27 protein-coding genes are annotated in these 23,847 nt (G+C 68.1%); 10 read left to right on the top strand and 17 right to left on the bottom strand.

Annotated features, from left to right (window positions below):
- Entirely contained in the window at window positions 1-1,365 is a 1,365-nt protein-coding gene (locus SM754_RS09150; protein WP_323675919.1) for an FAD-dependent oxidoreductase, read from the bottom strand.
- 264 nt (window positions 1,366-1,629) lie between these two features.
- Here SM754_RS09150 and SM754_RS09145 point away from each other — a divergent pair, with 264 nt between their 5' ends.
- Complete coding sequence (locus SM754_RS09145; RefSeq protein WP_323675918.1) at window positions 1,630-2,013, top strand: ArsR/SmtB family transcription factor; 384 nt, start codon at window positions 1,630-1,632, stop codon at window positions 2,011-2,013.
- 89 nt (window positions 2,014-2,102) lie between these two features.
- A complete protein-coding gene (locus SM754_RS09140) occupies window positions 2,103-2,321 on the top strand; it encodes a DUF7511 domain-containing protein (protein WP_323675917.1) in 219 nt (72 codons plus the stop codon).
- A gap of 142 nt (window positions 2,322-2,463) precedes the next feature.
- Here SM754_RS09140 and SM754_RS09135 read toward each other — a convergent pair whose 3' ends face one another.
- From SM754_RS09135 to SM754_RS09075, 13 genes are all read right to left on the bottom strand, one after another.
- Window positions 2,464-2,874 (bottom strand): ArsR/SmtB family transcription factor, encoded by a 411-nt coding sequence (locus SM754_RS09135; RefSeq protein ID WP_323675916.1) that lies wholly within the window; start codon window positions 2,872-2,874, stop codon window positions 2,464-2,466.
- Window positions 2,875-3,130: 256 nt separating this feature from the next.
- Complete coding sequence (locus tag SM754_RS09130; RefSeq protein WP_323675915.1) at window positions 3,131-3,610, bottom strand: hypothetical protein; 480 nt, start codon at window positions 3,608-3,610, stop codon at window positions 3,131-3,133.
- A 247-nt stretch (window positions 3,611-3,857) separates the two neighbouring features.
- Complete coding sequence (locus tag SM754_RS09125; protein WP_323675914.1) at window positions 3,858-4,022, bottom strand: hypothetical protein; 165 nt, start codon at window positions 4,020-4,022, stop codon at window positions 3,858-3,860.
- Window positions 4,023-4,290: 268 nt separating this feature from the next.
- On the bottom strand, window positions 4,291-5,148 hold the full coding sequence (locus tag SM754_RS09120) for a hypothetical protein (RefSeq protein WP_323675913.1): 858 nt from the start codon (window positions 5,146-5,148) through the stop codon (window positions 4,291-4,293).
- Window positions 5,149-5,252: 104 nt separating this feature from the next.
- Window positions 5,253-5,933, bottom strand: coding sequence for an HAD family hydrolase (locus tag SM754_RS09115; protein WP_323675912.1), 681 nt, complete (start codon window positions 5,931-5,933; stop codon window positions 5,253-5,255).
- Window positions 5,934-5,967: 34 nt separating this feature from the next.
- Window positions 5,968-7,092, bottom strand: coding sequence for an ATP-grasp domain-containing protein (locus SM754_RS09110; protein WP_323675911.1), 1,125 nt, complete (start codon window positions 7,090-7,092; stop codon window positions 5,968-5,970).
- Complete coding sequence (locus SM754_RS09105; protein WP_323676303.1) at window positions 7,089-8,183, bottom strand: glycosyltransferase family 2 protein; 1,095 nt, start codon at window positions 8,181-8,183, stop codon at window positions 7,089-7,091. Before SM754_RS09105 ends, SM754_RS09110 begins: the two co-directional genes overlap by 4 nt.
- The gene (locus SM754_RS09100; RefSeq protein ID WP_323675910.1) at window positions 8,183-8,911 is read right to left on the bottom strand and encodes a polysaccharide deacetylase family protein; all 729 of its coding nucleotides are present in this window, start codon (window positions 8,909-8,911) and stop codon (window positions 8,183-8,185) included. The genes SM754_RS09105 and SM754_RS09100 overlap by 1 nt, the downstream gene beginning before the upstream one ends.
- Before the next feature lie 163 nt (window positions 8,912-9,074).
- A complete protein-coding gene (locus SM754_RS09095; protein WP_323675909.1) occupies window positions 9,075-9,665 on the bottom strand; it encodes a metal-dependent hydrolase in 591 nt (196 codons plus the stop codon).
- A 5-nt stretch (window positions 9,666-9,670) separates the two neighbouring features.
- Window positions 9,671-10,762 carry a DegT/DnrJ/EryC1/StrS family aminotransferase gene (locus SM754_RS09090; protein WP_323675908.1) on the bottom strand — a complete coding sequence of 364 codons (1,092 nt, stop codon included), beginning with the start codon at window positions 10,760-10,762 and terminating at the stop codon, window positions 9,671-9,673.
- A gap of 55 nt (window positions 10,763-10,817) precedes the next feature.
- A complete protein-coding gene (locus SM754_RS09085; RefSeq protein WP_323675907.1) occupies window positions 10,818-11,402 on the bottom strand; it encodes an acyltransferase in 585 nt (194 codons plus the stop codon).
- A 351-nt stretch (window positions 11,403-11,753) separates the two neighbouring features.
- Window positions 11,754-12,416, bottom strand: coding sequence for a DUF7344 domain-containing protein (locus SM754_RS09080; protein ID WP_323675906.1), 663 nt, complete (start codon window positions 12,414-12,416; stop codon window positions 11,754-11,756).
- 487 nt (window positions 12,417-12,903) lie between these two features.
- Window positions 12,904-13,119 (bottom strand): hypothetical protein, encoded by a 216-nt coding sequence (locus SM754_RS09075; protein WP_323675905.1) that lies wholly within the window; start codon window positions 13,117-13,119, stop codon window positions 12,904-12,906.
- 479 nt (window positions 13,120-13,598) lie between these two features.
- Between SM754_RS09075 and SM754_RS09070 the strand changes: the two genes are divergently transcribed.
- The 4 genes from SM754_RS09070 to SM754_RS09055 all read left to right on the top strand — a co-directional run bounded on the left by SM754_RS09070 (window position 13,599) and on the right by SM754_RS09055 (window position 17,800).
- On the top strand, window positions 13,599-14,546 hold the full coding sequence (locus SM754_RS09070; protein WP_323675904.1) for an NAD-dependent epimerase/dehydratase family protein: 948 nt from the start codon (window positions 13,599-13,601) through the stop codon (window positions 14,544-14,546).
- Window positions 14,547-15,259: 713 nt separating this feature from the next.
- A complete protein-coding gene (locus tag SM754_RS09065; protein WP_323675903.1) occupies window positions 15,260-15,574 on the top strand; it encodes a HalOD1 output domain-containing protein in 315 nt (104 codons plus the stop codon).
- A 315-nt stretch (window positions 15,575-15,889) separates the two neighbouring features.
- A complete protein-coding gene (locus SM754_RS09060; RefSeq protein ID WP_323675902.1) occupies window positions 15,890-16,504 on the top strand; it encodes a DUF7344 domain-containing protein in 615 nt (204 codons plus the stop codon).
- Between the two features lie 744 nt (window positions 16,505-17,248).
- Window positions 17,249-17,800, top strand: a complete 552-nt coding sequence (locus SM754_RS09055) for a DUF7344 domain-containing protein (protein ID WP_501993772.1) — start codon at window positions 17,249-17,251, stop codon at window positions 17,798-17,800.
- A 39-nt stretch (window positions 17,801-17,839) separates the two neighbouring features.
- Here SM754_RS09055 and SM754_RS09050 read toward each other — a convergent pair whose 3' ends face one another.
- Window positions 17,840-18,019 (bottom strand): DUF7563 family protein, encoded by a 180-nt coding sequence (locus tag SM754_RS09050; protein WP_323675900.1) that lies wholly within the window; start codon window positions 18,017-18,019, stop codon window positions 17,840-17,842.
- Between the two features lie 61 nt (window positions 18,020-18,080).
- Here SM754_RS09050 and SM754_RS09045 point away from each other — a divergent pair, with 61 nt between their 5' ends.
- Window positions 18,081-18,359, top strand: coding sequence for a helix-turn-helix domain-containing protein (locus tag SM754_RS09045; RefSeq protein WP_166041922.1), 279 nt, complete (start codon window positions 18,081-18,083; stop codon window positions 18,357-18,359).
- A gap of 196 nt (window positions 18,360-18,555) precedes the next feature.
- On the opposite strand, the gene SM754_RS09040 is transcribed toward SM754_RS09045, so the two are convergent.
- Both SM754_RS09040 and SM754_RS09035 read right to left on the bottom strand, forming a co-directional pair.
- Window positions 18,556-18,747, bottom strand: a complete 192-nt coding sequence (locus tag SM754_RS09040; RefSeq protein WP_323675899.1) for a hypothetical protein — start codon at window positions 18,745-18,747, stop codon at window positions 18,556-18,558.
- A 155-nt stretch (window positions 18,748-18,902) separates the two neighbouring features.
- Entirely contained in the window at window positions 18,903-21,959 is a 3,057-nt protein-coding gene (locus SM754_RS09035; protein ID WP_323675898.1) for a PAS domain S-box protein, read from the bottom strand.
- Window positions 21,960-22,182: 223 nt separating this feature from the next.
- On the opposite strand from SM754_RS09035, the gene SM754_RS09030 reads away from it, so the two are divergent.
- The 3 genes from SM754_RS09030 (at window position 22,183) to SM754_RS09020 (ending at window position 23,806) form a co-directional block, all read left to right on the top strand.
- Entirely contained in the window at window positions 22,183-22,530 is a 348-nt protein-coding gene (locus tag SM754_RS09030) for a DUF7344 domain-containing protein (protein ID WP_323675897.1), read from the top strand.
- A gap of 271 nt (window positions 22,531-22,801) precedes the next feature.
- Window positions 22,802-23,233 (top strand): universal stress protein, encoded by a 432-nt coding sequence (locus SM754_RS09025; RefSeq protein WP_323675896.1) that lies wholly within the window; start codon window positions 22,802-22,804, stop codon window positions 23,231-23,233.
- Window positions 23,234-23,359: 126 nt separating this feature from the next.
- Window positions 23,360-23,806: a universal stress protein gene (locus tag SM754_RS09020; RefSeq protein WP_323675895.1), complete on the top strand. Its 447-nt coding sequence runs from the start codon at window positions 23,360-23,362 to the stop codon at window positions 23,804-23,806.
- Window positions 23,807-23,847: the final 41 nt, after the last annotated feature.

Raw genomic sequence — 23,847 nt, 5'->3', positions numbered from 1 at the left:
TCAGGGGTCGTCGGCGGGAGCGTCGAGGACGTGTTCGAGGGCAGCCGCTCGGAAGTCGTCGAGGGCGCCGAGAGCGCCGTCGGCGACGCGATTCGAGGCGCGACCGGACGGCTTCTCGGAGGCGGTGGTCCGCCGCTGGATGGCGGCGAACGCGCGCTCCCGGCCGGTGGCGTACGCCGCGACGGCCGCGGTCGTCGACCGGTCGTGGCTCGCGAGCGCGGCGACGAACGCGACCGCGTCCCGCACGCCGAGCGTGACCCCGCACCCGGTCGCCGGTGCGACCGGCGACGCGGCCTCGCCGCAGCGAGCGACGCGACCGCGTCCCCAGTTCGCTCGCGTCAGCCGGCTCGCGCCGAGTTGCACCTGCGTGACGCGCGACGGACGAACGTCGCGCAACGCGTCGGCGACCGCGGCAGCGTCCACGCCGCGCGCGTCGTCGATGGCCGCTGCCGCCGCGACCCCCGTCGCGTCGCTCCGGTCGGTCGTGACTCGGAGACAGCCCGTCGTCGCGTCCGTTCCGGGGGTGACCTGGACGAGCGCGCCAGCCGCCCAGACGTCCACGAGCTCTTGGGGTGCGGCCCCGTCGACGTCGCAGCGGCGAACGTACTGCGAGAAGGTGCGCGTGGGTGGGGCGTCGGCGGGCTGCTGGAGCGCTGGCGTCCCGACGGTATCGACGACCACGTCGAAGGACTCGCTGACGCCGTCGACGAACTCGACGTCGACGCCGTCGCTCTCGCTCGCGACGCGAGCGATCGGGCGGTCCGTCTGCGCGCGCTCGAGTGGCCACTCGGCGGCGAGCAGTCGCCGGAGCTCCGACGCGTCGACGACGAATCCCGCCGCCGAGGTCGACTCGGTGCTGGCGGCGTCTCCCGTCGAGGCGGCGTCGGCGGTGCTCGACCGGGTGACGCGCACGGCGTCGATGCGCGTTCCCGCGGCGCGGACGTGGCGCGCGAGCCCCAGGTGTGCGAAGGCGTCCAACGCCGCTGGCCCGAGGTGGACGACCGCGCGTTCGGGGGGCTGCCCGGGGCTCGGCGTGACGACCGGCTCGTATCCGCTCTCCTGGAGGAGCGCCGTCAGCGTCCGCCCGACGATGCCGTCGCCGACCACGAGCACCTGCCTGTCGGGCCGTCGTCGGAGGACGTCGTCGGGCGCCGTCAACAACGCCGACCCGACGTCGCCCGAGCCAGCATCGCACCCGCCGGCCGGCGCCCGCCCCTCGGCGGCCGCATCCTCCGGAGCGCCCTCGGCACCGGCCGCCTCGTCCTGCTCGCCGTCGGCGTCGACCGCCGCCGCGGGCGCGACCGGACGCCACCCTCCGCGTCCGCTCCCGGAGGGTGCTGGCCACGTCGCGTCACTCTGCTTCATCCAATCGACGATTCGACCCTCCACCACCTAAGCCACCCAGCGGTGTTTCACCCACCGCAACACGAACGCACCACCAGAGGAACGGACGACCGGTGGACCAACCACCAGCAATCACACGCCCGGCGGTCCCACGTCCACCGAACCCACGACTGGGTCGACGTGCGGGCCGACGCAATACACCTAGCCCGTCCCGGTCGGCGGCACGACGTTGATTGTCAGCAGTGACTGGGGGTTGGCAGCCGACAGTCACAGACGAGACCGACGATGCAATCCAGTCACCCTCCACTCGCGGACGCCGACCACGACCAGCCCGCGCCCGCAACCGACGTCCTGACGCTGCTCGCCGCGGACCACACGCAAGCGATCTTGCGACACATCCACGACGCTCCAGCGCCCGCGCGAGAACTCGCCGAGGCCTGCGAGGCCTCCCGGACAACGGTCTACCGGCGCCTGAACCGGCTCGCCGACGTCGGCCTCGTCGAGTCCCGGATGGCCTACGACCCCGACGGCCACCACCGCACCGTCTTCGAGACGACCGTCGAGTCGCTCACCCTCGACGTCACCGACGACGGCTACGCGATCAGCGTCGACGCCGACCGGTCCGACGCCGACGCCGGACCGGTCCCGCAGCCACAGCCCGGCGACTGACGACCCGACGACCGCGTCGCGTTCCACCGTGTTGCTCCCCGTGAAACAGTGTCCGCCGTACTAAGCGACTCGACGACGACGACACGAGCATGAGTCAGGACAACGGCGGGAGCGCGCGCGAGTCGGCGTCCCCCGACGACAAAGCGCAGGCGACCGAGGGCGCCGAGGCGGCCCCGCTCGAGGTGCTCCGTGACCCGGAATCGGGGAGAGTGACGTTCGTCGTTCGCGACGCCGACGACGGGACGAAGACGACCGAGTGGTTGACGACCGACGCGGACCACGTCGTCGACCCCAGCGAGATGCAGTGACTCGTCGGGAGAACCGTCCAGCGACCGGCGACGCCGGTGACGTCGATGTGGGAAGCGTCGAGGAGGATTCTCTCGCAGTAGTTTAACGCGGATAGGGTGGTCTCGCGATAGGGAACGCGGAGGTGGGGTGCCGTCGCAGTGCTCAATCGCCAGTGGCGGACGTCGACTCGGAGAGTTCGAGGAGTCCGATGGCAGTCCGGGTCCGTTCGGTGTGCGCCGCGTCACCACCGACGACCACGAGCGGGCCGTTGCTCGGGGCGTAGACGTCCATCTCGTTGCCTTTCTCGGAGTACCGCTGGTCGACGACCGTGACGAGGTCGGCGTCAGACATATTCTCGAGGTGATAGGAGACGTTCTGGAGCGAGGTGTCGACGGTGTCCGCGAGCGCGGACGGCGTCGCCGGAGCCTCGTAGAGCCGGCTCAGTATCGAACGGGCGGTCCGCGAGGACAGCGCCGAGAACACCGCGCTCGTATCGGTCTCTTCGAGGCCGACAACCTCGGGGTCGTGCTCCCCCGGGTCAGTCGGCGGCTCCTGTGGAAGTAGCTCGCTCATACCACCAGACAGTGTCCTCGGTCCCTCAAGCGCTCGCACTACGTGCGTGGCCGGCCGGCGTCCGCGAGGCTAGATAGATAGCGTCCGCGGTCGACCACCGGTCGGGTCTTCGGGATCTGGGCGGCGGACAAGGTCGGTGCCGACCGTCCGGGTGGTGATGACCGGGGTCGCCTCGCGGAGCGTCTCGCGGTGGTCCCGGTCGCGGTCCCCGGCGGGTCACGCGGCATCGAACGTCGGATTCCCGCTCTCGACCTTATCAGGAGACAGACCTGAATTCGACGGTCTCGACGCCCTCGTCCTCGCCGTCACGCTCCGCAGTAACGTACCGGACGTCTCGACGACCCCAGAGCGGGTCGACGTCACGCCGCGTCGGGACGTCCGCCGGCGGCGCGGCGACGATCGTCCGCGATAGCGAGACCGTCTTCCCGGGCTCCCAGTCGACGGATAGCTCCCCGGCGACCCCCATCCTGGCCGGCGGGCTACCGGAGCAGTCACTCGGCACGGTGAGTCGGAACTCGGCCTCGTGAGTCCCCTCAGCCAGCGGGTCCGTGATGTTCCAGAAGGCGAACGCCGGCCCGGAACCGGGCCGGATGACGTCGCCGACCGCGCCGACGCGGCGACCGTCGACACGGAGCGTCCCGTCGAGCGACCCGATGTCCGGGTGTAACTGCTCTCGCTCCTCGCCGGGGTTCGCTCCCCGCGGCGGGAGCGACACGCACGTGCACCAATGGAGCACGTGAACTCCCGCAGGAACACGGGTCCTCGTCCCCGCAGACACCGTATACGGCACCGCGACCGGAACGACATCGTCCATACTCCCCGCTCGTCCGCGTGCCTCAAGAACGTGCCGTCGCTCACGCGCCGTCCCCGTCCAGCGGCTACCCGCGTTGTATCCCGTCGAGACGCGTGGAGGGGTCGCGTCGAGCGCCTCCGCCCGTCGCTCCGAGCCCGGACGACCGTTCTCCCCAGCGACCTCGGTCGACTCACCGGGCGTGGAGTCGCGTGCCAGCGAGGTAGAGCCCGACGAAGCCGGTTCCGAGCAGGAGCCCGGTCCCGAGCGCGACCGACAGCCACTCTCCGGGCGTGGCCGCGAGCGGTCGCGGTCGCAACACCCGGAAGTACGCGTACTGCAGTTCCTGCGAGAACACGTACGGGAGCAGAAAGCACCCGGCAGTACCCGCTCCACAGGCGAACGCGTGAACGACCCGGACCCGGAACCGGATTCTCCGTCGCGCACAGTCCCAGTACACGAGCGCAGCGACGGCGCTTCCAGCGACGACCCCGGCTCCGACCAATGCATCGAGGAGACGCATCACGTCGACGTCTACCAGAGACGTCGCTGCGCACATAAGGATACGCGAAGCGCGCTGGCGTCGCGGGCCCGACCGTCGGACCGGACCGGGGCCGTCCGTTCGCTCACTCGACCGTCACCGTCGCGGTCTCTCGGGCGATGGTGGGGCCGTTGCAGGTGTTCGGCCCGGCTTCCTCGCACCAGAACAGCTTGACCGACGCCGCTTGCGTGGCGGAGAGCGCGGTCCCCAACTCGATCTCGAGGTCGTTCCGCGTCTCACCCGACTGGAAGCGGATCCCGGGATTGGCGATGAAATCGCCGTTCCCGTCGTACACCTGGATGATCGCCTCGACGTTCGTCTGCACCTCGGCGACGGTCACGTACGTTCCGTCCGTCTCCTGGTCGCGGAACACGATAGAGCCCGACGGTGAAGTCTCCGACGCCCGGGCCGTGCCGGTCGATACCGGCGAGACCGTTGCCGTCTCCGACGCGATGGGGGGGCCGTTGCAGGTGTTCGGCCCGGCTTCCTCGCACCAGAACAACTTGACCGTCACCTCCGTCGCCGCCGAGAGCGACGACTCGAGCTGGATACTGATGTCACGACGGGTCTCGCCGGGTTCGAAGCGGATTCCGGGATTGGCGAGGAACTCGCCGTTCCCGTCGTACACCTGGATGATCGCCTCGACGTTCGTCTCCACCTCGGCGACCGTCACCGACGACCCGTCGGTCTCCTGGTCGGCGAGCACCACCGAACCCGTCGGGTCCTGCACGGCCGTCCCGGTCGACGTTCCATTCTCTCCCCCCGTATCAGACGACGTCCCAGTCCCGTTCCCCGATTCCGGTCCGGTACCAGTCCCACCCTCGGCGGTCGATGAACCGTCGCTCTCGTCGAGTCGAAGGCAGCCCGCGGTGAGGGTCGGGCTTCCGACGACACCGATCTTCAGCAGCGAACGTCTCGAACACGGAAGCGTCTCGTTCGACATACGAACTCCCTCTCGTCAACGGATTTACTACTTGGGGTTCGGAGACGACCCGGTCGTCGGACGAGCGGGCGGCTATCGGAGAGGAAGCTGGATGATTCCCGCGGTCATTCGACGATACCGTGCTCGACGTGGAGCGTGGGAACGGCCGAGAGGAGGCCGTCGAGGGTCGCGATCTCGTAGTCGGGTGCCGCGGCGGCGTCCTCGGGTTCGAGGTCGACGTAGCGGCCGCGTCGGAGGCGGACGGTGGTCATCCCGAGCTCGTTCGGGGCGCGGAAGTCGACGCGGGGGTCGTCGCCGACGTACGTCGCGCGAGTCGGGTGCACGTCGAGGTCGGCGAGGAAATCCTCGAAGACGCCGCGTTCGTGCTTCGAGCGACCGACGTCGTGCGTGACGAGGACCGCGTCGAAGTGCTCGCGGATGCCGAGCCGGTCGAGCTTCGACTGGCCGCCGCGGCCGTCCGTGACGAGGCCGAGCGCGTGCTGGGTGCCGAGCGCGTCGAGGACGCGTTCGGTCTCCGGGTACGGGTCGAGACGCCCGCCGGCGGCGTGGAAGGCGTCGACGAGGTCGTCGACGGTCAGGCTCGGGAGGTCGTACTCGTCGAGGAGGACGTCGAACGTGCCCGCGTCGACGCTCGGGTCGAAGTACGCCGACAGCAGGTCGTCTTGCACGCGCTTCCCCGAGCGGCGATGCACGAGGTCCGCGGCGGCGTGCAAGCCGGCTCTGGCGTACTCGTGGTAGTCGTAGAGGGTGTCGTCGAGGTCGAAACAGACGGCGGTCCGGGTCATGGGCCGGGAGTGAGGTCGACGTGGTCGGTTATGGTCATGGATTGGGAGCGGGGTCGACGTGGTCGGTCCGTTGGCGGTCGAACGCGTCCGGGTGGACGTGGTACGTGCTGCCGTCGGGGGCCGTGAACACCTCGTCCCAGTACCGGACCATGCGCGTCCCCCACGCGACGTCCGGCGCGGGGACTTGCTCGCCGAGCGCGTGCTTGACGGCCATGTACGGGAGGTTCGCGCCGGCGCCGACGCACATGATGATGGTGCCGGCGACGCGCGGGTTGATCTCGATAACCTTCGGGACGCCGTCGGCGCTCTCCTTGAACTGGACGTTCACGTTGTACTCGAGGCCGAGCCCGCGACAGATTCCCGAGGCCTCCTCGATCAAGTCCTCGCGTTCCTCGACCACGCCCTCGAACGAGATACCGGCTCGCGTTCGAGCGCGCGAGCGTGGGACGACGGTGTGGACGTCGCCGCCGGTCGCGAGGACGTCGACGCTGTACTCGTCGCCGGGCAGGTACTCCATCACGACGAGCTCGGGGAACGCGTCCCCGGCGTCGAGGACGGGGAGGACGTCGTCGAGCGTCGTCGTCGCGGCGTCGGGCTTCTCGTTCAGGAACGCGTCGAGGTCGTTCGCGCCGTCGTCGAGCACGCGGAACCCGCGGCTCCCGCTGCCGACGGGCGGTTTGAAGCACACGGGCTGCTCGGGGTAGCCGAGCGCGTGCACGGCGTCGAGGAACCCCTCGCGGGTCTCCGTGCGGTGGAACTCGGGCGCGGACGCGAACCCCCCGTCGGCGAGGAACCCGTAGAGCCCGGCCTTGTCGTTCGCGACCGCGAGCCGGTCGGGGGCGGACACCATCACGGTCGCGTCGAAGCGCTCGCGGTCCTCCGCGAGCGGCTGGAGCTCCGCGGTGCACAGCGGCAGGACGACGTCCGCGTCGACCTCGCCGGCGAGGTCGACCATGCGGTCGACGTACTCGGGGTCGCCGCCCGCCGGCACCACCGCGTGCTCGTCGGCGAGCGCGAACCCGTACGCGTCCGGGTTCATGTCCACGCCGACGACGTGGACGTCGCGGTCGGGCGCGGCGCGAAGGCTCCGGACGATGCCGGACGCGCCGGGTGCCCCAGCGCCGGTCATCAGGACGGTTATCGCGTCCCGTTCCGTCACCGTCCCGCACCTCCGCTGTCACCGTCGTCGCTCGCCGGCTCGCCGCCGTCGGCCGCGGCGCGCGGTGATTCGACCGTCTCCGGCTCGGTGCGGCGTTCGCGCGCCGCGTCCGCCTCCGGGTCGATGACCACGCTCAGGTCCTCGTTGTCCTCGAGGTCCCGGAGCGTCGCGTAGAGGAACGCGAGCGCGCCGATCAGCGTCGCGAGGAACCACGACCCGGCGTCCTCGCCCTCGTTCCGAGCGACCGAGTTCAGGTACCCGAGGACGCCGGCGGCCATCGACGTCATCCCGACCCCGTACAGGGGAGCGAGCGGGTCGTAGCGCTTCACAAGGTACTTGCGGTTGAGCCGCCAGAGGAACGTCTCGAACAGCATCTTCGAGACGCGCGGCACGTACTCGCGGTAGTCGATGTGGCTCTTCCAGCCGTCCTGGTACGCGTACTCCGTCTGCCGGCGGACGTCCGCCACCACGACGTCGGCGGCGTTCAGGCGCGCGAGCAGGTTGTTACAGTACCCGTAGTACTCGTACATCCCGTCGATGTCCGTCCGCTCCAGCGCGTCGAGCGAGATCGCCGTGTAGCCGTTCTGGGAGTCCATCGACCCCCAGTAGCCGCTCGCGACCTTCGTCAGGAGCGAGAGCACGACGTTCCCGACGAGCCGGAACTTCGGCATGTGCGCCCAGTCGCCGGCGCGCACGAACCGGTTCCCCTTCGTGTACCCGGCGACGCCGTCCGCGATGGGGTCGAGGTACTTCTCGAGCTCGCGCGGGTCCATCTGGTCGTCGCCGCCGAGGACCGCGGTCGCCTCCACGCCCTCCGCGAGCGCGCGCTGGTACCCGGTCTTGATGGCGCCACCGACGCCGCGGTTCCGCTCGTGCTGGATCGGGACGACGAGGTCCTCGTAGCGCCCCTCGTGCGCGTCGTTCTTCCGCGCCGCGTACGCCGTTATCTCCGCCCACGTGTCGTCGGTCGACCCGTCGTCGACGACGTACGCGCGGTCCACGAACGCCGGGAGGTCCTCGATGACGCGCCCCACGTACCCCTCCTCGTTGTACGCCGGGACGACGACGGCGACGGTCATGTCCCGGTACATCACCAACCACCCAGGAACTCGCGGCCGGCGGTCTGGCCCGCGGTCTGACACGCCGCGGTCACGGCGTCCTCGATGCGTTCGTCGAACGGCCCGTCCTCGTCGCCCCAGAGCCCCGGATGCGTGAGTATCTGGACGACCGGCTCCAGGTCCTCGACGACCGGCGGGTCGTCGCGCCAGCGCTGGCGCGAGTCAGCGACGTACTGGACGTCCTCGAAGAACCGCGGCTCGTAGGTCGAGGAGAACCCGTCGTAGCTCCTCGCGAACGTCCACTGCGGGGGTTTGTGGAAGGAGACCAGCGACCGGTCGTCGCCGGTGACCGTCTCCAGGACGGCGAGCTCCTCGGCGACGCGCGCCTCGAGCTCGTCGTCGGCCGGCGGGGCGTCCGCCGGCCAGTACTCGTGGGTGCTGAAGTGGAGCGCGACCTCGTGCCCGAGCGACTGTATCTCGCGGATCGCGTCCCGGGTCTCCCCTCTGAGCGGGTTGTAGAGCGCGGAGGAGAGGAGGACGAAGTAGGTCGCGGTGACGTCCCGGTCGGCTTCCAGGCGAGCCAACCTCAGCGCGTCGTCGACGGAGAGATCCACGTCGTGTCGGAGGACGACGTTACCGGCCTCCAGATCGTCGTGGAACGACCGGAACGTGTACCCCGCCTTCACGTCGTCGAGGAACCCGCCGTACCAGTCGTACGTGAAGTCGACGGTTCGCTGCACTCGTTTCGAGGTTTCTCCCATGTTACCTTCGCGGAGGGACAGGACGGGATTAGTAATGAATCGCATACTCGATTCGGCGTCCGGGTGGCGGGTTTCACCCGGTCGACAGGCACTCGCTGCGAGCGGTAACCGGCTCGTACTGGCGTGACGGGACCGTCACAGTCAGCCCATACCTCTCGCGGTCCTATCGTTCTCGACGCGACCGGGTCGTGCGCTCGATTCTGGCGGCGAGCGCGCGGACGCCGGGTGCGCCGTCGACGAGCCAGAGCAGGACCGACGCGACCGCGAGGGCGAGGGTGAGGACGAGGACCGGGCCGACGTCGACGGTTCCGAGGTCGCTGAGGAACTCGCGGAGGTAGACGACCCCGCGTTCGAGGCCGAGGTCGTCGGCGTACGGCGGTCGTTCGACGACCGGCCAGAGGACGCGGTCGACGCCGAGCGAGTCGCCGGCTCTGAGCGGCGAGACGACGTCGCCGGCGACGTGCGTCCACGCGCCGACGAGGAACGCGACCGCGTTCCGACGACGCGCCTCGTCGCGGACGAGACCGAGCGCGAGGAGCGTCACTGCGAGGAGCACGAGCACGGAATGCCCGGCGGCGTACCCGGTCGGGAACACGCCGAGCCACCACGAGAGGGGTTTGTCGACGAGGTCCGGGAACTGCGTGCCGACGGCGAGGAAGAGAACGGGGTCGCCATCGGGGGGCTCTCCCGCCAGGAGTCTGCTGGCGGCCGAGTAGCACACGTACCCAATCGCGGCGTGCTCCCACGGCCACATCCGGGCTATCGCGCCTCGATGTCCACGGTCAGGAGCGCGTCCACGATTCGCTCGACGTCCGCCTCGGTCAGGCTGGGGTGGACGGGCAGCGAGAGCACCTGCTCGCTCGCGGCGCGAGCGACCGGGACGTCGACGTCGTAGCCGTCGTACGCCGCCAGGTCGGGGATGACCGTCGGATAGTAGACGCCACTTCCGACGCCCTCGCCCTCCAGGTGCGCGGCGAGCGCGTCCCGGTCCGTGCAACGCACGGTGTACTGGTGGTACGCGTGCTCGCTCCCGTCGGGCTCCACGGGTGCGACGACACCGTGGACGGACGACAGGGCGTCGGTCAACGCGGCCGCGTTCTCGCGTCGCGCGTCGATCCAGTCGGGGAGGCGTTCGAGCTGGACGCGACCGATGGCCGCACCGATGCTCGTCATCCGGTGGTTCGACCCGAGGTCGCGATGCGAGTACCCGCCCTCGGGGCCCCGGCCGTGGTTCACGTAACTCGCCGCGCGCTCCGCGACGTCCTCGCGGTTCGTGACCACCATCCCGCCCTCGCCCGTCGTCATGTTCTTCGTCGGATAGAACGAGAACGCCGCGGCGTCACCGAACGTCCCGACGTGCCGGCCGTCGTACGTGGCGCCGTGGGCTTGCGCGGCGTCCTCCAGCAGGAGCGCGTCCTCCTCGTCGGCGACTGCGCGGAGCGCACCGACGTCCGCGGGGAGCCCGTACAGGTGGACGGCGAGGATGGCGTCGGCGTCGTGCTCGCGCACCGCGGCACGCACCTCCGACGGGTCGAGGTTGTACGTGCGGGGGTCCACGTCCGCGAAGACGGGTTCCGCGCCGACGAGCCGGACGGCGTTCGCGCTCGCGACGAACGAGAACGGCGTCGTCACGACCACGTCGCCCTCGCCGATACCGAGCCCGACGAGCGCGGCGACGAGCGCGGTCGTCCCGTTCGACGTCGCGACCGCGTGGTTCGACCCGCAGTACGCCGCGAACTCCTCCTCGAACCGACGGACCTCGGGCCCGTCGGCGACCATCCCCGAGTCCAGGACCGCGAGCACCGCCTCCTTCTCCGCGTCGCCGAACGTCGGATTCGCGACGGAGATCATGCGACCACCACCTGACCCGCCGTCAGGTGTACCCGTGTTCGCTCGCCGTGCTCGCTCATGCGACCACGTTCTCCGCCGCGAGCTCCTTCGGAAGCGGGCGGTGCTGGGCGGGGACGCCCACCGCGAGCGTGTCCGGCGGGACGTCCTCGGTGACGACGGCGCCGGCGGCGACGAACGCGTTCTCCCCGACGGTGACGCCCGGAAGGATCGTCGCGTTCGCGCCCACCGAGACCCCGTCCTCGATGGACGGTCCCTCCAGCGGGACGTCCCGTCGGAGCGGGTACGGGTCGTTCGTCATCACGACCTTCGGCCCGAGGAAGACGTCGTCCCCGATACTCGTCTCCGGCGGCACGTACACGCCGGTCTGGATGCTCACGTCGTTCCCGACCGTCAGCAACCCGTCGAGGACCGTGTTCGTCCCCACGAGAACGTTCTCCCCGACGATGCAGCGCTCGCGGACGAGCGCGTTGTGCCCCGTCTGGAGTCCGCGACCGAGCTCCGTGTCCGCGTACACGATCGTCCCCTGCCGTATCGTGGCGTCACCGAGGACGACCGCCGGTCCGACGTCGTCCGCGTACTCGTAGCCGACCGTCGCACCCGGCTCGACGACGACGTTCTCGCCGAGCTCCGCGACCGTCATCGGGACGCCCCCCGCTGTTCGGCGACGATACCGGTACTCCGTACTGTTCGTGCGTTCATGATGTCTCTCCTCGCGGGTGCGACCGAAGCCACCCCGCTCTGACAGTCGGTAGTCGTGACACCGAGTTTGTTATGCGCGGCCTTCGCCCACGACAGGAGGATGCTGACGGCCGTCCCCGCAGCCGGTTCCGGCGAACGACCCGCGGACCGAACCGGTCACGAGGCAGCGCGGTCTCCAGAAGCTGTTCGCGGGATCGACGAGTGGTTCGCTGGCTGGAAAATCGGTACCAGGGACGGTCTCGGTCGACCGGAGCGGTCGCCTCCGTCGGTTCGCTCGAAGGAGCGTCCCGGTTCAGGTCGACGACGCCCCGCCGATACTCATACCGACGCCGTCCCCGTCGTCCTCGCCGTTCGACCGAACCCACTGGTAGTGAGCGGCCGAACAGCCGACGTTCGCGGCGACGATGAGCAGTCCCGCGAGCACGACGACGGGGGCAGTGACGAACGCCTGCACGAGCACGGCGGCCAGGAGCGCGACCGCGCTCGCGCCGGCGGTCAGCGCGTGGATGCGGTGCCACGCCGGCCCGTCCGTCTCCGCGTCCGTCTCGAGGTACTCGTCGAACACCTCGGCGTTCGGGCCGGGCTCGATGAGTCCACGCGGCTTGTTGAACGAGACGACGCCCATGCTGTCCATCTTCGGGAGATGGCACTGATAGAGTCCAACGTACACGCGCTTGCGTTCGCTCGAGGACAACTGACTGACCTCCTTGCCGTTCTCGAGCGCGGCGATCTCCTCCGCGAGGTCGCTCATCGAGACGGTGTCGTCGACGTCGTTCAGATACTGGAGGACGTAGCGGCGACGCTGGTTCTTCAGTATCTCGAACACCTGGTCGAGTTCCAGTTCCGTCTCGGGCTCGGCGAGCGCCTCGGTCTCCAGTCGCTCGCTCGCCTTCACCTGTTCGGTGACCGACGTCCCCTCGTCGGGGGCGCTGGTCGATTGCGATTCAGTCGACATCGGTACTCCGATCGTTCCCCCCAGGTCCGTTCGAACCTGCGTCCATCGTGATGGTCGGTTGGTGGTGTTGCATTGGTGTGTCTCTCTCCGTTGGGCGGACGTGTTCCCCCTTCGTCTGACGCCTCCTCAGTTCGAGGCGCCTCGATCCGTTTCGGGTGGCTTCGTCGGTGGGTCACCGCGTGAACGCGGTGACGGTCCGCATCGTGCCGGTGGTCTCGGGCCGCAGCCGGCAGCGGTCTACCGTGACTGCCGCGTGCGGTACGTGGTCGATTCCCCTCCAGTGTCGACGGGTAGGCGGACTCCGTTCCGCGACAGTAGCGTTATACCCACCATGCCATCTTTGTTAGACCGGTTCTATCCATACGTATTGGTAACATACCGGTCGGTAAAATCAGTGGTTCGAACGGCCTACCGGCGGTTCGTAGAACCTACTGGTAAGCACTAACACACTATCGGATTGCTATCGAGAAGTATCGTCGGTCGTGGACTAGCGGCGCTCGTGGAGGTCGCAGACAAGTTCCGGATCGGCGACTAGGAACTCGTCGTTCTCCAGGTGGTCGGCGTCGCTCGGCATGACCATGCACTGTTCGTCGCGGTCGCCGACCGTGATGATGCTCAGCGCCTGTAGGTCGTACCCGAGGTCGTCCTCGGGGTCCGGATTCGAGGAGACGCGCTCCCAGGTCTCCACCGCGGACTCGCTCACGTGTCTCCACCACCGATAGCGGCGCGGTCGCGGTTCGAGCTGGTTCCGGCCCACCCAGAAACCGGTCTATTCTGTGTCGTCTGGAACACCCATCTTCCAGGCATGCTTGGAAACACCGTCCTACTGGCATTAACAGTATTGCCGAGTTACTTACCAGAAGCGGACGTGACGGTGTCTCGTGGTGGTGTTCGCCCGCCTGAAACCGTCGTTTCTTCCTAACACTGTGTTACCAAGCTACACGAACGAACGGCAGTCAGGCAAACTGGATGGTGATTTCCGATAGCGATGCCCATCCGGTCGTACACGGTCGTTACTGGGGGTTTCCGGACGGTCGGAAACGCCACCCGGAACCGGTGACTGGTGCACACGGACGGCCGCTGCCGTCGCGAGCAACGAGCTCCGGACGACTGACGCGGCTCGGGCCTGCAATCGGAGAAGCACGCCCATAACAAACCACTATCTCGCCCTCGACACGTCCGATGACGGAATCCAGTCCGAGGCTCGACGCCGACTCACCGCTTCGAGGGGCACGCATCCTCGTCACCGGTGGCGCGGGATTCATCGGGAGTCACATCGTCGACTGCCTCGCCCCGCACGCGGACGTCCGCGTGCTTGACGACTGTTCCACGGGAGACCGAGACACCGTCCACGAGGACGCCACGCTCACCGTCGGCAGCGTCACCGACCGCGGCCTCGTCGACGAACTCACCGAGACCGTCGACCACGTCTTCCACCTCGCAGCCATCCCCTCGGTCCCCGCCACCCTCGACGCGCCGACGCGGACCCTGGACGTCAACACCACTGCGACCGCGTACCTGCTCGAACGAGCAGCCGACCGTGACGCACGCCTCGTGTTCGCGTCCAGCGCCGCCGTCTACGGCCGACCGAGTCAGCTCCCCATCCCCGAGAGCGAACCGACGACTCCACGGAGTCCGTACGGTATCTCGAAGCTCGCGGCCGACCAGTACGTCCGCGCCTACGGCGACTGGGACGACTGCGACGCCGTCGCACTCCGGTTCTTCAACGTCTACGGACCGGGGCAGGTCGCGGGCGTGATTCCGACGTTCCTCGCGCGAGCACGCGCCGGTGAACCGCTCGTCGTTCACGGCGACGGCAACCAGACCCGGGACTTCGTCCACGTCGACGACGTGGTCCGTGCGCTCGTGGCCGCGGCGACGACGACCGCGACCGGGGAAGCGTTCAACGTCGGGACCGGTACCGCGACGAGCGTCGAGGAACTCGCCACGCTCGTCAGCGACCTCGCACCGGGGTCCGTTCCGGTCGTCCACGACGACCCACGGCCCGCCGACGTCCGGGAGAGCTGCGCCGATACCACGGTGGCTCGCGACGAGCTCGGGTTCGCGGCCGAGGTCTCGCTCACCGACGGTCTCGCGTCGCTCGTCGGCCGGACCCTCGCGGCCGATTGACCGGTCGCGCTCGCACTCCCGACCGCTCGCTGCGGTCGTCGCGCCCGACGACCGTCCGAAGCCGACCCGGCGGAATCTGATATTATCGACCGATAATCGTGTTTGGGACCACGAACGATTACGTGGGGGACCGCCGATAATCGCGTGTGGGACGGCACGGGTTCGGCGGCGAGTAATCACGTGTAATCATCGCACGGGAACGAAATTGCACTACTTACTCGACGGGTGCCGCTCGAAACAGCTAAATAACAATGCCATAGCCTCGCATAGCATCTCCTGGGTGGCGACGAAACGTCGCTCCACGGACGACACCCCACCACGTCCATCAGCCACCCCGGACTCAGTCAGTCGACCCCCCATCCACCCCCACCAGGGACGGCGTTTCACCGTCTTACGACGGGGAGCGATCCCCGTATCCGTTTTCGCGGTCCGTCCGTCCTCGTCGCTCGAGTATCGCTCCCGAGCTCGTGGTTCGGCCATCGTTCGCGAGACGGCGCTCGATATCGCCGGTGCCGTCCTCCGGCGACGAGATGAACGGACCAGGTGCCTACCGACTCCGGACATCCTGTCGCTGTCCTGGGAAACAGATTAAAACTCGCATCTGGTTCCTTTACCCGTGATGCGGTGAATTTTTATACGTTGGTGCACACGGCTCTGAGAGGAATGGACGGCGAGCGGGGGCAGCAGTCGATGCCGATCCAAACGAACGATACATGACAGAAACCAACTTACAGCAGAGTGTCGCCGTCGGTCGACCCAGCAAACAGATCGTCGAGTTCGATCCTCGCGGGGCAGAGTCGATCACCGCACGGATGGCGACTGCGGTAGCCGAGGCGACCGACCGGGACGTCACTGAGGTATCACCGCTCGGGGAGTGGGTCGACTGCGACGCAATCGAACAACTGTTCTCGTCACACGACCCGGGCAACGAGCTCTCCCTCTCCTTCCAGTTCGAGGACTGCGAGGTGTTCGTCTCGAACATCGGGCGTATCGTCGTCACGCCGACCGGCGAATACGAGAACGTCTGACGGCCGTTCCAGGGGGCCTCCGGTTACAGCCTCGCTTCGTCGGGGACGGAACCGCTCGTCGGACCGAGTATTGAATCGCTCCAGGTAGTGCCGCACCTGGGTGATACGACCACTGGTTACTCGGTTCGGAATCCTTGGAAATAGGTAATGGTCATCTAAAGGTACTACCACAGTCCCTACAAAAATATTATATAATTCGGACGAGTATGTGTAATAGTAACAGGGGTCGATGCGGTATCGGTCCGTCGACGACGAGGGGGAGAGCGAGACGCCAACCGAGTGCGTCTCGCTCGTCGACTCGAACCGCGGGGGAGCATGAACGATACATCCAAGAACCAGACCGAACCACAGAGCGGACCCGAACACGTCACGACGAGCGACGACGTCCCAGCCGCGCTCGAGGACCCCCTCGTCGGTAGCGGAACCGAAGACGCAGCCCTCCCCCTCGAACGAGTCTTCGACATCCTTCGCAACGAACGCCGACAACGAGTCCTCGGATACCTCGCCGTCAGCGACGACGACGTCGTCCGGATCGGCGACCTCGCCGAACACGTCGCCGCGGTCGAGAACGACATGCCAGTCAACGCGCTCTCCTCACAGCAACGGAAGCGCGTGTACGTCGCGCTCTACCAGTGCCACCTCCCGAAGATGGCGGACGCCGACGTCGTCGAGTTCGACAAGGACCGCGGCACGATAGAGCTCGGGCCGAACGCCGACCAACTCCGGCCGTACCTGGACATCGACGAGGACTCCGACGACGAGCGACCGACCGGTATCGAGACACCGTTCGTGGTGCTCTCGGCAGCAGGCGTGGCCGCGTACCTTTCCGCTGCACTCGCCGGCGCGAGCGGGGTCGCACTCGGTGGTCTCGTCCTCGCCGGCGGCGTCCTCACAGCCGCGGCCATCCGGTACCGCGACCGCTCGGCGTGAACCTGGTCGAACGACGCCGAACGACCCGTATCCATCGGTTACACGTCTTCTACTCGGAATAATACCGTGCTGTTGCCCTCAAAGTGACGCATAACTAAACGCATTCTCCGTCACCTACGGGGTATCGACCGCGTCCGAGTTGCGCGACGTGGACGCCAGACACAGCCATGTACGAGACACGGACACGACGACCGGCCGCCGGCGGCACAGTCAGCAGACACCAGCTCGGGAACGCGGGTGGTGGACGCCGGTGAACGCCAGCCCGCGCTCGACCCCGAGACCGACTCGACCACCAGCGGGACGGCCCGTGTTCGCGAGAAGGCGACGCGGGACACCGTCGAACGACGTACAGAACCCCGGGCGGACCGTGGGACTCGACCCACCCGTCGCCCGGAGTCGACGACGACCGCGACGGCCGCTGCCAGCCGCGCCCGTCGAGCGCACCCGCGACGAGTCGACCACGGACGGTCGCCGTCCGAGCAGCTCCGAGCGTCCGACGACCCACCCTACGCCGACCGTCCATCCACTTAAGTCGACATCGACGCGAACCGCCGAAGGTTGGGTCTCCCTGTCACACGCAGCCGAGCCCATCACGGCGTTCGATTCCGGACCGTCGTCACGACTCGTCTCGACCGTCCAGCAGTACCAGCGTCCTACCTCGGCTATTCGGAACTTAACAAAGGGTCCAACCGTCGTGGTAGGAGGTAATCGCATGCAGAACAACTCCCGGTGAATCCAGAACCGATGTCAGAATCCGAAGGAGGTGAGTTAACGCAAGATACCGTCTTCGAGATACTCAGCAACTCGAGACGACGATTCATGCTCTCGTACCTCCACGAGCACGACGGCCCGGTCGACCTCATGGACCTCGCCAACGAGATCGCCGCGTGGGAGAACGACACCCCGGTCGAGGAACTCACCGACAAACAATCTAAGCGCGTGTACGTCTCGGTCTATCAGACGCACGTCCCGAAGCTCGTCTCCACGAACCTCATCGAGTACGACTCCGAGTCTGGACTCATCGAGCTCTCGGACCGGGCGAGCGAGATCGAGCGGTACATGCCCGAGTCGGACGACGAACGACCCTGGCATCGGTACTACGCGATTCTCGCGTTCGTCTCTGCGGCGTTCTATGCGGGCGTTGCCGTGGGCGCGCCGCTCCTGAACGTGCTGCCGGAAGCGGTCGCCGGGGTCGCCGTCGTCCTCGCGTTCGCCGTCCTGTCGGCGGCGCACTACGTGGACCGCGACCGTGCGCGACCGATTGTCGAAGACGCCCCTGCCGAAGACAAATCATGATACTCAGAACGAAGCTACGGAATCAGCCCGACAGCCCAGTCAACCATCCAGTCCGCTTCCACGGCCGTCCATCACGTCGCTCACCGTCGAGCACGTCGAGCACCGATGCAGCGTCCCGGTGTTATCACCGAAGACCCGCACGTAGCTCGCCGAGACGTGCCGACCGCAGTTCGCGCACGTACCGTCCTGCTGACCCGAGGTGGAACGAAGGTCGTCCATGGTACAGTTCGACCCACTCGGTGCTGTGGCATTGTTATTCGAGCACTACGAGGCTGGTAGGATGAGCGACGAGTGGAACGCGATCGGGTTCGTGATCAGTTCGAACTATCGCGTCACCGTCCTCCGGCGCCTCAACGAGGGTCCGGCGACCCCTTCCCAGATCGCGAACGACGAGGACATCGCGATCACGCACGTCTCGCGCGCGCTCCGCGAACTCGGCGAGCGCGACCTCGTCGAACTCCTCGTCCCCGAGAACCGGCGGAAAGGTCGGGTCTACGGTATCACGGAGAAAGGCGAGCGCATCTGGAAGGAGATGCAGTCCCAGAACCTCGCAGAGTGACCGCACGCGTCCGACTCCGCCCCTCTTCCTCGGTGAGTCCGCACGTCGAGTAGCTCCCGCATCGACCCGACGACCGGTTTGCCGGCGTCCCGACGACGGTCGACGTTCCGGTCCGGACGAGCGATAGCTCGACGGACTGGGTCGGTGATGCGACGGCGTGGACCCAAGGAAGAGCCGGTTACGTCAGCGGGGGCGGTCAGCGCTGGCGGCGATGCCGACCGCCGTTCGGGAACGCGCTCGCCAGGCGCTTCTCGTTCTCCCCGGCCTCGTCCGTCGCTTCCGGCTCGGCGTCCTCCGGAAGGAGCTGTTCGGGCTCGCGCGCGTACGCGGGTGTCGCAGCGAAGGCCTGGATTCGACGCATCTCGTCTTCAGTCAGTCGTTCCACCATAGGTAACAATTGACGTACGACACCGTTAGTAAGTGGTTCCATACGTCAGCAAGTACAGCCGTAAGACATCCCTGTGATTTCGGACCGTCGACCGGACGACCGTAAGGAACCATCTACCGGGCGTCTACACGCCACGGAGGCCGTCCGGTTCGCGCTCACTCCGGCGCGCTGACGTCGTCGACCAGCCGGTCGCTCCCCAGCAGGAGCGAGAAGACCTTCCGCTCAGCCTTCCGGATGTGCTGACTGAACGTCGGCGGCGCGACGCCGAGCGACGACGCCACGTCCTTCCCACTCACCGTCCGCGGCCACTCGAAGAACCCCGCGTAGAACGCCGCCTCCAGGACCGCACGCTGACGGTCCGTCAGCGACGCCTCGACCTGCCGCTGCAGGTCCGTCATCGACTCCATCGGCCGCGAGAACTGTCGCTTCGAGACGAGCTCCGCCCCCGGGTACGCATCGACGACCGCGGCCGTCACCGCGCGCACGTCCGTCTCCGGCGGAACGTGCATCACGATACGGGACTCACCGTCCTCGATCGTCGCCCGCTCGATGTACCCTCCGCTCCCCATCGCCTGCATGTACGCCGGCGAGTTCCCGGTCCGTAACTCGAACCGCGACTCGCCGTCGTCGCTCGACGCGCCGACTATCGTCATCGACCGCCATCCGTCGAACGCGTCCACGAGTCCCTCCAGCGCGTCGCGGGCGTCCTCGGTCACCGTCCCATAGACGAGGAGCTCGTCGTCGTCCGCTCGAACCGTTTCCTCGAACGCAATCCGACCGCCCGAGTCGACGTCCATCGCGAACTCGTCGTAGATACTCTCGACTCGGTAATCCAGCTCGACCACCTCCTCGCTCGTCAGCGCACGCTTGCGGTCCACCGCGGCGATCGCGTGCCCGACGAACTCCCCGATCCGTTCGACGGCCGCGCGCTCCTCGCCGGTGAACGCGTTCTCCCGCTCGGAGTGCACGCTCAACACCCCGTAGAGCGCTCCCTCGTAGGTGATCGGGATGGCTGCCACGGACCGGAACCCGTGACGGTCGACGAGTCCGGGCCACGGCTCGAACCGCGGGTCCTCGGCCGCGTCCTGAACGGTCTGGACGGCGCGCTCGCGGATCGCACGCCCGACCGGCCCGTGACTCCGCGGGTCCGACGGGTCCGTCGCGATGGTGACCTCGGACAGGTACTCCTCCACGCCCGCTTCCGCGCGGCGCGAGACCGTCCCGTCGTACGACTCCACGCCGCCGATCCAGGCGAACGCGTACGAGGACGCAGCCGCGAGCTCCTCGCAGACGAGCGCCTCGATGTCCTCGCGCGTCGACCCCTCGACGGCGGCGGAGGCGACGTCCCGCACGAGCGCGTTCATCTCGTTCAACGCCTCCAGTCGCGCCCGCTGGCTCTCTATCTTCCGTTCGCGGTTCACGCGCTCGGTCACGTCCCGGAGCACACCGACGCGACCGCGTCCGTCCTCGAACGCGAACGCGGACACCTGGACGTCCGCGACGAACCGCTCACCGGTCGTCGCACGCACCGTCTCCTGGAACCGTCCGGTGTCCCGCTCGTCGCCGTCGGTCGACGCGAGCGCGCGCTCCGCCTTCTCGACGAACTCGTCGTGCAGGACGTCTCCGGCCTCCGCGCCGACGACGTCGTCGACGGGCGCCGCAAGCAGGGACGCGAACGCGTCGTTCACGAACGTGAAACGCCCCTCGTCGTCGAGCACGTAGATACCGTCCTCGACGGTCTCGACGATCCGCTCGTACGTCTCGAGCTCGCGTTCGCGCTCCCACCGTTCGGTGATATCTCGGAGCACGCCGGCGGTCCCGGTCATCCGTCCGTCGTCGTCCGTGAGCACCGCGAGCCGGTTCTCGACGGGGAAGGGGTCGCCGTCCTTCGGCTCGACCTCGTACTCGGCGCGCAGTCGACCGGGGTCGTCCGCGCCGAGCGCGTCGGCGAGTTGCTGCGCGACGGTTCCGACCGCGTCGTCGCTTATCCCAATGGAGACGTGCGACCCGAGGAGTTCCGCCCGGGAGTACCCGGACGCCTCGACGGCCGCGTCGTTCACGAACGTGAACTCGCCGTGCTCGTTGAGCTCGTAGACCGGTTCGCCGAGCGCGTCGACGAGGCTCGCGTACCGCCGGAGCTCGCGCTCGCGAACCACTCGGTCGGTGACGTCGCGGAGGTAGACGGCAACCCCGTGATCGATGGGGAGGGCTTCGAGGTCGAACCGGCGGCCGTCGTGAGCCAGCGAGTCCTCGACGCTCGCGGCCGTTCCGGTCTCGAGGCTGTCCGTCACCGCGCGCCTGACGGTCGGTGCGTTCTCGAACGCGGTGTCGACGTGCTGGTCGAGGAGCGCGGTACCGTCGGTCTCGACGCCGCAGGTTATCCGCGCGAACCGGTCGCAGACCTCGACGACGTAGCCCGCTTCGTCCACCGTCGCGAACCCGTCGACCGCTCGCGAACGGAACGCCGCGAGCTCCTGCTCCGCGGCCGCGTACGCGTTCGACAGTTCAGCCTCCCAGTCGACCTGTCGCGTGACGTCGCGCGTCGTCGCGACCCACCCGTCCCCGTCCGCAGAGTGGACGCCGACCGCCAACCAGCGCTCGTCTTCCTCGACGCGGACGCGACGATGCCCGTCCTGGACGACCGTCCAGAACTCCTCGACCGGATCGGTGACGAGTTCGTTCCCTTCCACCGAGAGCACCACGTCTTCGAGAGCCGCCTGCGTACTGTCGGCTTCGGTGTCGAGTCCGAGGTGCGCTCGGAACGCCGTGGACGCGAACGTGACCCGTCCCTCCCGGTCGAACGTCGCGACGCCGACGGACGCGTCGTCGACCGCCGCTCGGAGCGACGGCCCGGTCGTCGTCGAGCCGGTTCCATCGTCCACGCGTGGGTCACCGGAACCGCCAGAGGCCGTGGTCGCGTTGCCGGAACCGGCTGTCTTCATGCCAGCGTTGCCGTCAACGCCCGCCGTCGTGTCACCGGTGCCCGTCCCTGGCGGTGCGTCGGCCGCGGGACGCGACGTCCACCAGATTCGAGCGCTCGCGCCGACGGACTTCGTCCGGACGTGGCCGCCGTCGCTCAACCTGTCCAGTCGGTCGTACGTGCTCCGTCGACCGACGTCGAGCGCGTCACTCACCTCGCTCGTCGAGAGCGGTTCGGCAGCGCGTTCGAGGACCGCGAGCGTCTCCGCGAGCGCCGGCGTGATGGACGCCATACCCGCTGTCACGACCCGAACTCACTTCAACACTCCGCCGGCGGAGTCCCACATCGTTCGCCAACTGGCAAGTATCTGGTCGCCGACCGAAACGGACACGTCGGCACGCACTCGCGATTCCGCCACACCGGCGATCGCCGTGGACCTACAATGTTCTAGGCGAGACTTAGCAAGGCTGGTAGTAATATTCGGTTATGGGGGGAGTCGACCCGCCTGAACGACAATGACCAACAACTCATACGGATGGTCGCGTGACCGTGCCACGGAGGGTTCGTTCCTCGGACACCTCGGAACAGACGAACGGCACTGTCTGCTCGCGGACTCGGACAGACGAGCGGTTATCGGCGTGCTGGCGGACAGGGCGACACCGATACAGCTGTCGGAACTCGCCGGCGAGGTCGCGATGGCGCGCGCGCCGACGACCGTCGACGTGGACGCGCACCGTCGAGAGTTCGAGATAGTCCTCCACCACAACCATCTCCCGCGACTCGAGGACGCCGGCCTCGTGGAGTACGACGCGGCCACGAACCGCGTCGACCCCGTCCGGAACACGACGGCGATTTCGCCGTAGCCCGCTGGCTCGAACACACGACCGGAGCGGATGCCCACCGAGCGGCGCGACGCCGTCGACGGGTTCGGGGGGACCACGTCGAGGGCTCGCGAGGACCGCGCCGACGACTCACAGGCTCGACGATTCACAGGCTCGACGATTCACAGGCCGAACCCGCAACGGTACCGAACCGTCGAGTCGTCGTATAGGCCCACCATACGATGCGTAAGTGGTCGGCTGTGCTTTCGAACCGTCGGTTACAGTTAGGTCCGCGAGCGCCCTACGTGCTGGCATGTCCACAGTCCTGGTAGCCGTAGACGGAAGCGAGCACGGGCGGCACGCTGCCGACCGCGCCATCGACGAAGCCGACGGGCGTGACGCCACCCTCCACTGCCTGTGCGTCGTCGACCGACGAGTGCACCCCGAACCCGGGTTGAGCACCGGCGAATTGTCCACCATCGAGGCCGAGGACCGCGGACACGACTTCGTCGACGCCGTCGCCGACGAGGCCCGCGCTCGCGACATCCCCGTCGAGACCGCAGTGAAACACGGCGTTCCGGCCGACCTCGTCCTAACCTACGCCGCCGACGTCGACGCCGACGTCGTCTTCGTCGGCGAACACGGCGACCACGACCACCACCTCGGTGGCGTCGGCCGGCGCGTCGCCGACGCCGCCGACTGCGAGGTCGTCGTCGCGACCGACGCAGTCGATAGCGCGGTCTGACCGACTCCCGAAGCCAGTGTCGTCTGACCGACTCGCGTCGAACGCGCCTGGGCGTCGACCGTTGCTCGTTCTCACCGAGTGGTAGGCACGCGCACCATTATGCCCCCGGCGGACCATCTCTCAGGTATGCGATTCCTCATCGCGATCGACGGGTCGGCAGCCGGTGACAGAGCGATCGAATACGCCGCATCGCTCGTGGACGCCGCCCGCGACCACGTGACGCTCGTGCACGTCGTGAACCCCGACGTCTACGCGGGCACCGCGAGCCAACCGCTCTCGGACCTGGGTGAGGCGGACGACCTCCTCGTCTCGACGGTCCGTGACGCCGAGGACCGCGGCGCGCGCGTCCTCGAGGAGTCCTCGGCCGACGCCGCAGAGCTCGGGCTCTCGGTCGACACGGAACTCCTCTACGGGAACCCGGCGTCCGAGGTCGCGTCGTACGCCGCCGACGTCGAGGCCGACGGCGTCTTCGTCGGCACCACCGGGAAGAGCGAGCGCGCCGAGCGCGTCCTCGGGAGCGTCGCGAAGAACCTCGTCGAGCGGGCGTCGTGCCCGGTCACCGTCGTCCGCTGACCGCCACCGCCGCGACGCGACCGAGGCGAACGGCCGCGCAG

This window comes from Halorubellus amylolyticus (assembly GCF_034808145.1).
In the GTDB taxonomy this organism is placed as follows: Archaea; Halobacteriota; Halobacteria; order Halobacteriales; family Natrialbaceae; genus Halorubellus.
This window is presented reverse-complemented; position numbering and strand designations above follow the sequence as displayed.

What these genes read in the sequence shown, in the direction of transcription:
- SM754_RS09115 (WP_323675912.1), bottom strand. Translation starts at nt 5,933, where the DNA reads ATGACCCGGACCGCCGTCTGTTTCGACCTCGACGACACCCTCTACGAC.
- SM754_RS09045 (WP_166041922.1), top strand. Translation starts at nt 18,081, where the DNA reads ATGAGCGACGAGTGGAACGCGATCGGGTTCGTGATCAGTTCGAACTAT.
- SM754_RS09135 (WP_323675916.1), bottom strand. Translation starts at nt 2,874, where the DNA reads ATGAGCGAGCTACTTCCACAGGAGCCGCCGACTGACCCGGGGGAGCAC.
- SM754_RS09020 (WP_323675895.1), top strand. Translation starts at nt 23,360, where the DNA reads ATGCGATTCCTCATCGCGATCGACGGGTCGGCAGCCGGTGACAGAGCG.
- SM754_RS09090 (WP_323675908.1), bottom strand. Translation starts at nt 10,762, where the DNA reads ATGATCTCCGTCGCGAATCCGACGTTCGGCGACGCGGAGAAGGAGGCG.
- SM754_RS09030 (WP_323675897.1), top strand. Translation starts at nt 22,183, where the DNA reads ATGACCAACAACTCATACGGATGGTCGCGTGACCGTGCCACGGAGGGT.
- SM754_RS09055 (WP_501993772.1), top strand. Translation starts at nt 17,249, where the DNA reads ATGTCAGAATCCGAAGGAGGTGAGTTAACGCAAGATACCGTCTTCGAG.
- SM754_RS09120 (WP_323675913.1), bottom strand. Translation starts at nt 5,148, where the DNA reads ATGTCGAACGAGACGCTTCCGTGTTCGAGACGTTCGCTGCTGAAGATC.
- SM754_RS09025 (WP_323675896.1), top strand. Translation starts at nt 22,802, where the DNA reads ATGTCCACAGTCCTGGTAGCCGTAGACGGAAGCGAGCACGGGCGGCAC.
- SM754_RS09085 (WP_323675907.1), bottom strand. Translation starts at nt 11,402, where the DNA reads ATGACGGTCGCGGAGCTCGGCGAGAACGTCGTCGTCGAGCCGGGTGCG.
- SM754_RS09060 (WP_323675902.1), top strand. Translation starts at nt 15,890, where the DNA reads ATGAACGATACATCCAAGAACCAGACCGAACCACAGAGCGGACCCGAA.
- SM754_RS09140 (WP_323675917.1), top strand. Translation starts at nt 2,103, where the DNA reads ATGAGTCAGGACAACGGCGGGAGCGCGCGCGAGTCGGCGTCCCCCGAC.
- SM754_RS09080 (WP_323675906.1), bottom strand. Translation starts at nt 12,416, where the DNA reads ATGTCGACTGAATCGCAATCGACCAGCGCCCCCGACGAGGGGACGTCG.
- SM754_RS09100 (WP_323675910.1), bottom strand. Translation starts at nt 8,911, where the DNA reads ATGGGAGAAACCTCGAAACGAGTGCAGCGAACCGTCGACTTCACGTAC.
- SM754_RS09145 (WP_323675918.1), top strand. Translation starts at nt 1,630, where the DNA reads ATGCAATCCAGTCACCCTCCACTCGCGGACGCCGACCACGACCAGCCC.
- SM754_RS09040 (WP_323675899.1), bottom strand. Translation starts at nt 18,747, where the DNA reads ATGGTGGAACGACTGACTGAAGACGAGATGCGTCGAATCCAGGCCTTC.
- SM754_RS09035 (WP_323675898.1), bottom strand. Translation starts at nt 21,959, where the DNA reads ATGGCGTCCATCACGCCGGCGCTCGCGGAGACGCTCGCGGTCCTCGAA.
- SM754_RS09070 (WP_323675904.1), top strand. Translation starts at nt 13,599, where the DNA reads ATGACGGAATCCAGTCCGAGGCTCGACGCCGACTCACCGCTTCGAGGG.
- SM754_RS09050 (WP_323675900.1), bottom strand. Translation starts at nt 18,019, where the DNA reads ATGGACGACCTTCGTTCCACCTCGGGTCAGCAGGACGGTACGTGCGCG.
- SM754_RS09065 (WP_323675903.1), top strand. Translation starts at nt 15,260, where the DNA reads ATGACAGAAACCAACTTACAGCAGAGTGTCGCCGTCGGTCGACCCAGC.
- SM754_RS09105 (WP_323676303.1), bottom strand. Translation starts at nt 8,183, where the DNA reads ATGTACCGGGACATGACCGTCGCCGTCGTCGTCCCGGCGTACAACGAG.
- SM754_RS09150 (WP_323675919.1), bottom strand. Translation starts at nt 1,365, where the DNA reads ATGAAGCAGAGTGACGCGACGTGGCCAGCACCCTCCGGGAGCGGACGC.
- SM754_RS09095 (WP_323675909.1), bottom strand. Translation starts at nt 9,665, where the DNA reads ATGTGGCCGTGGGAGCACGCCGCGATTGGGTACGTGTGCTACTCGGCC.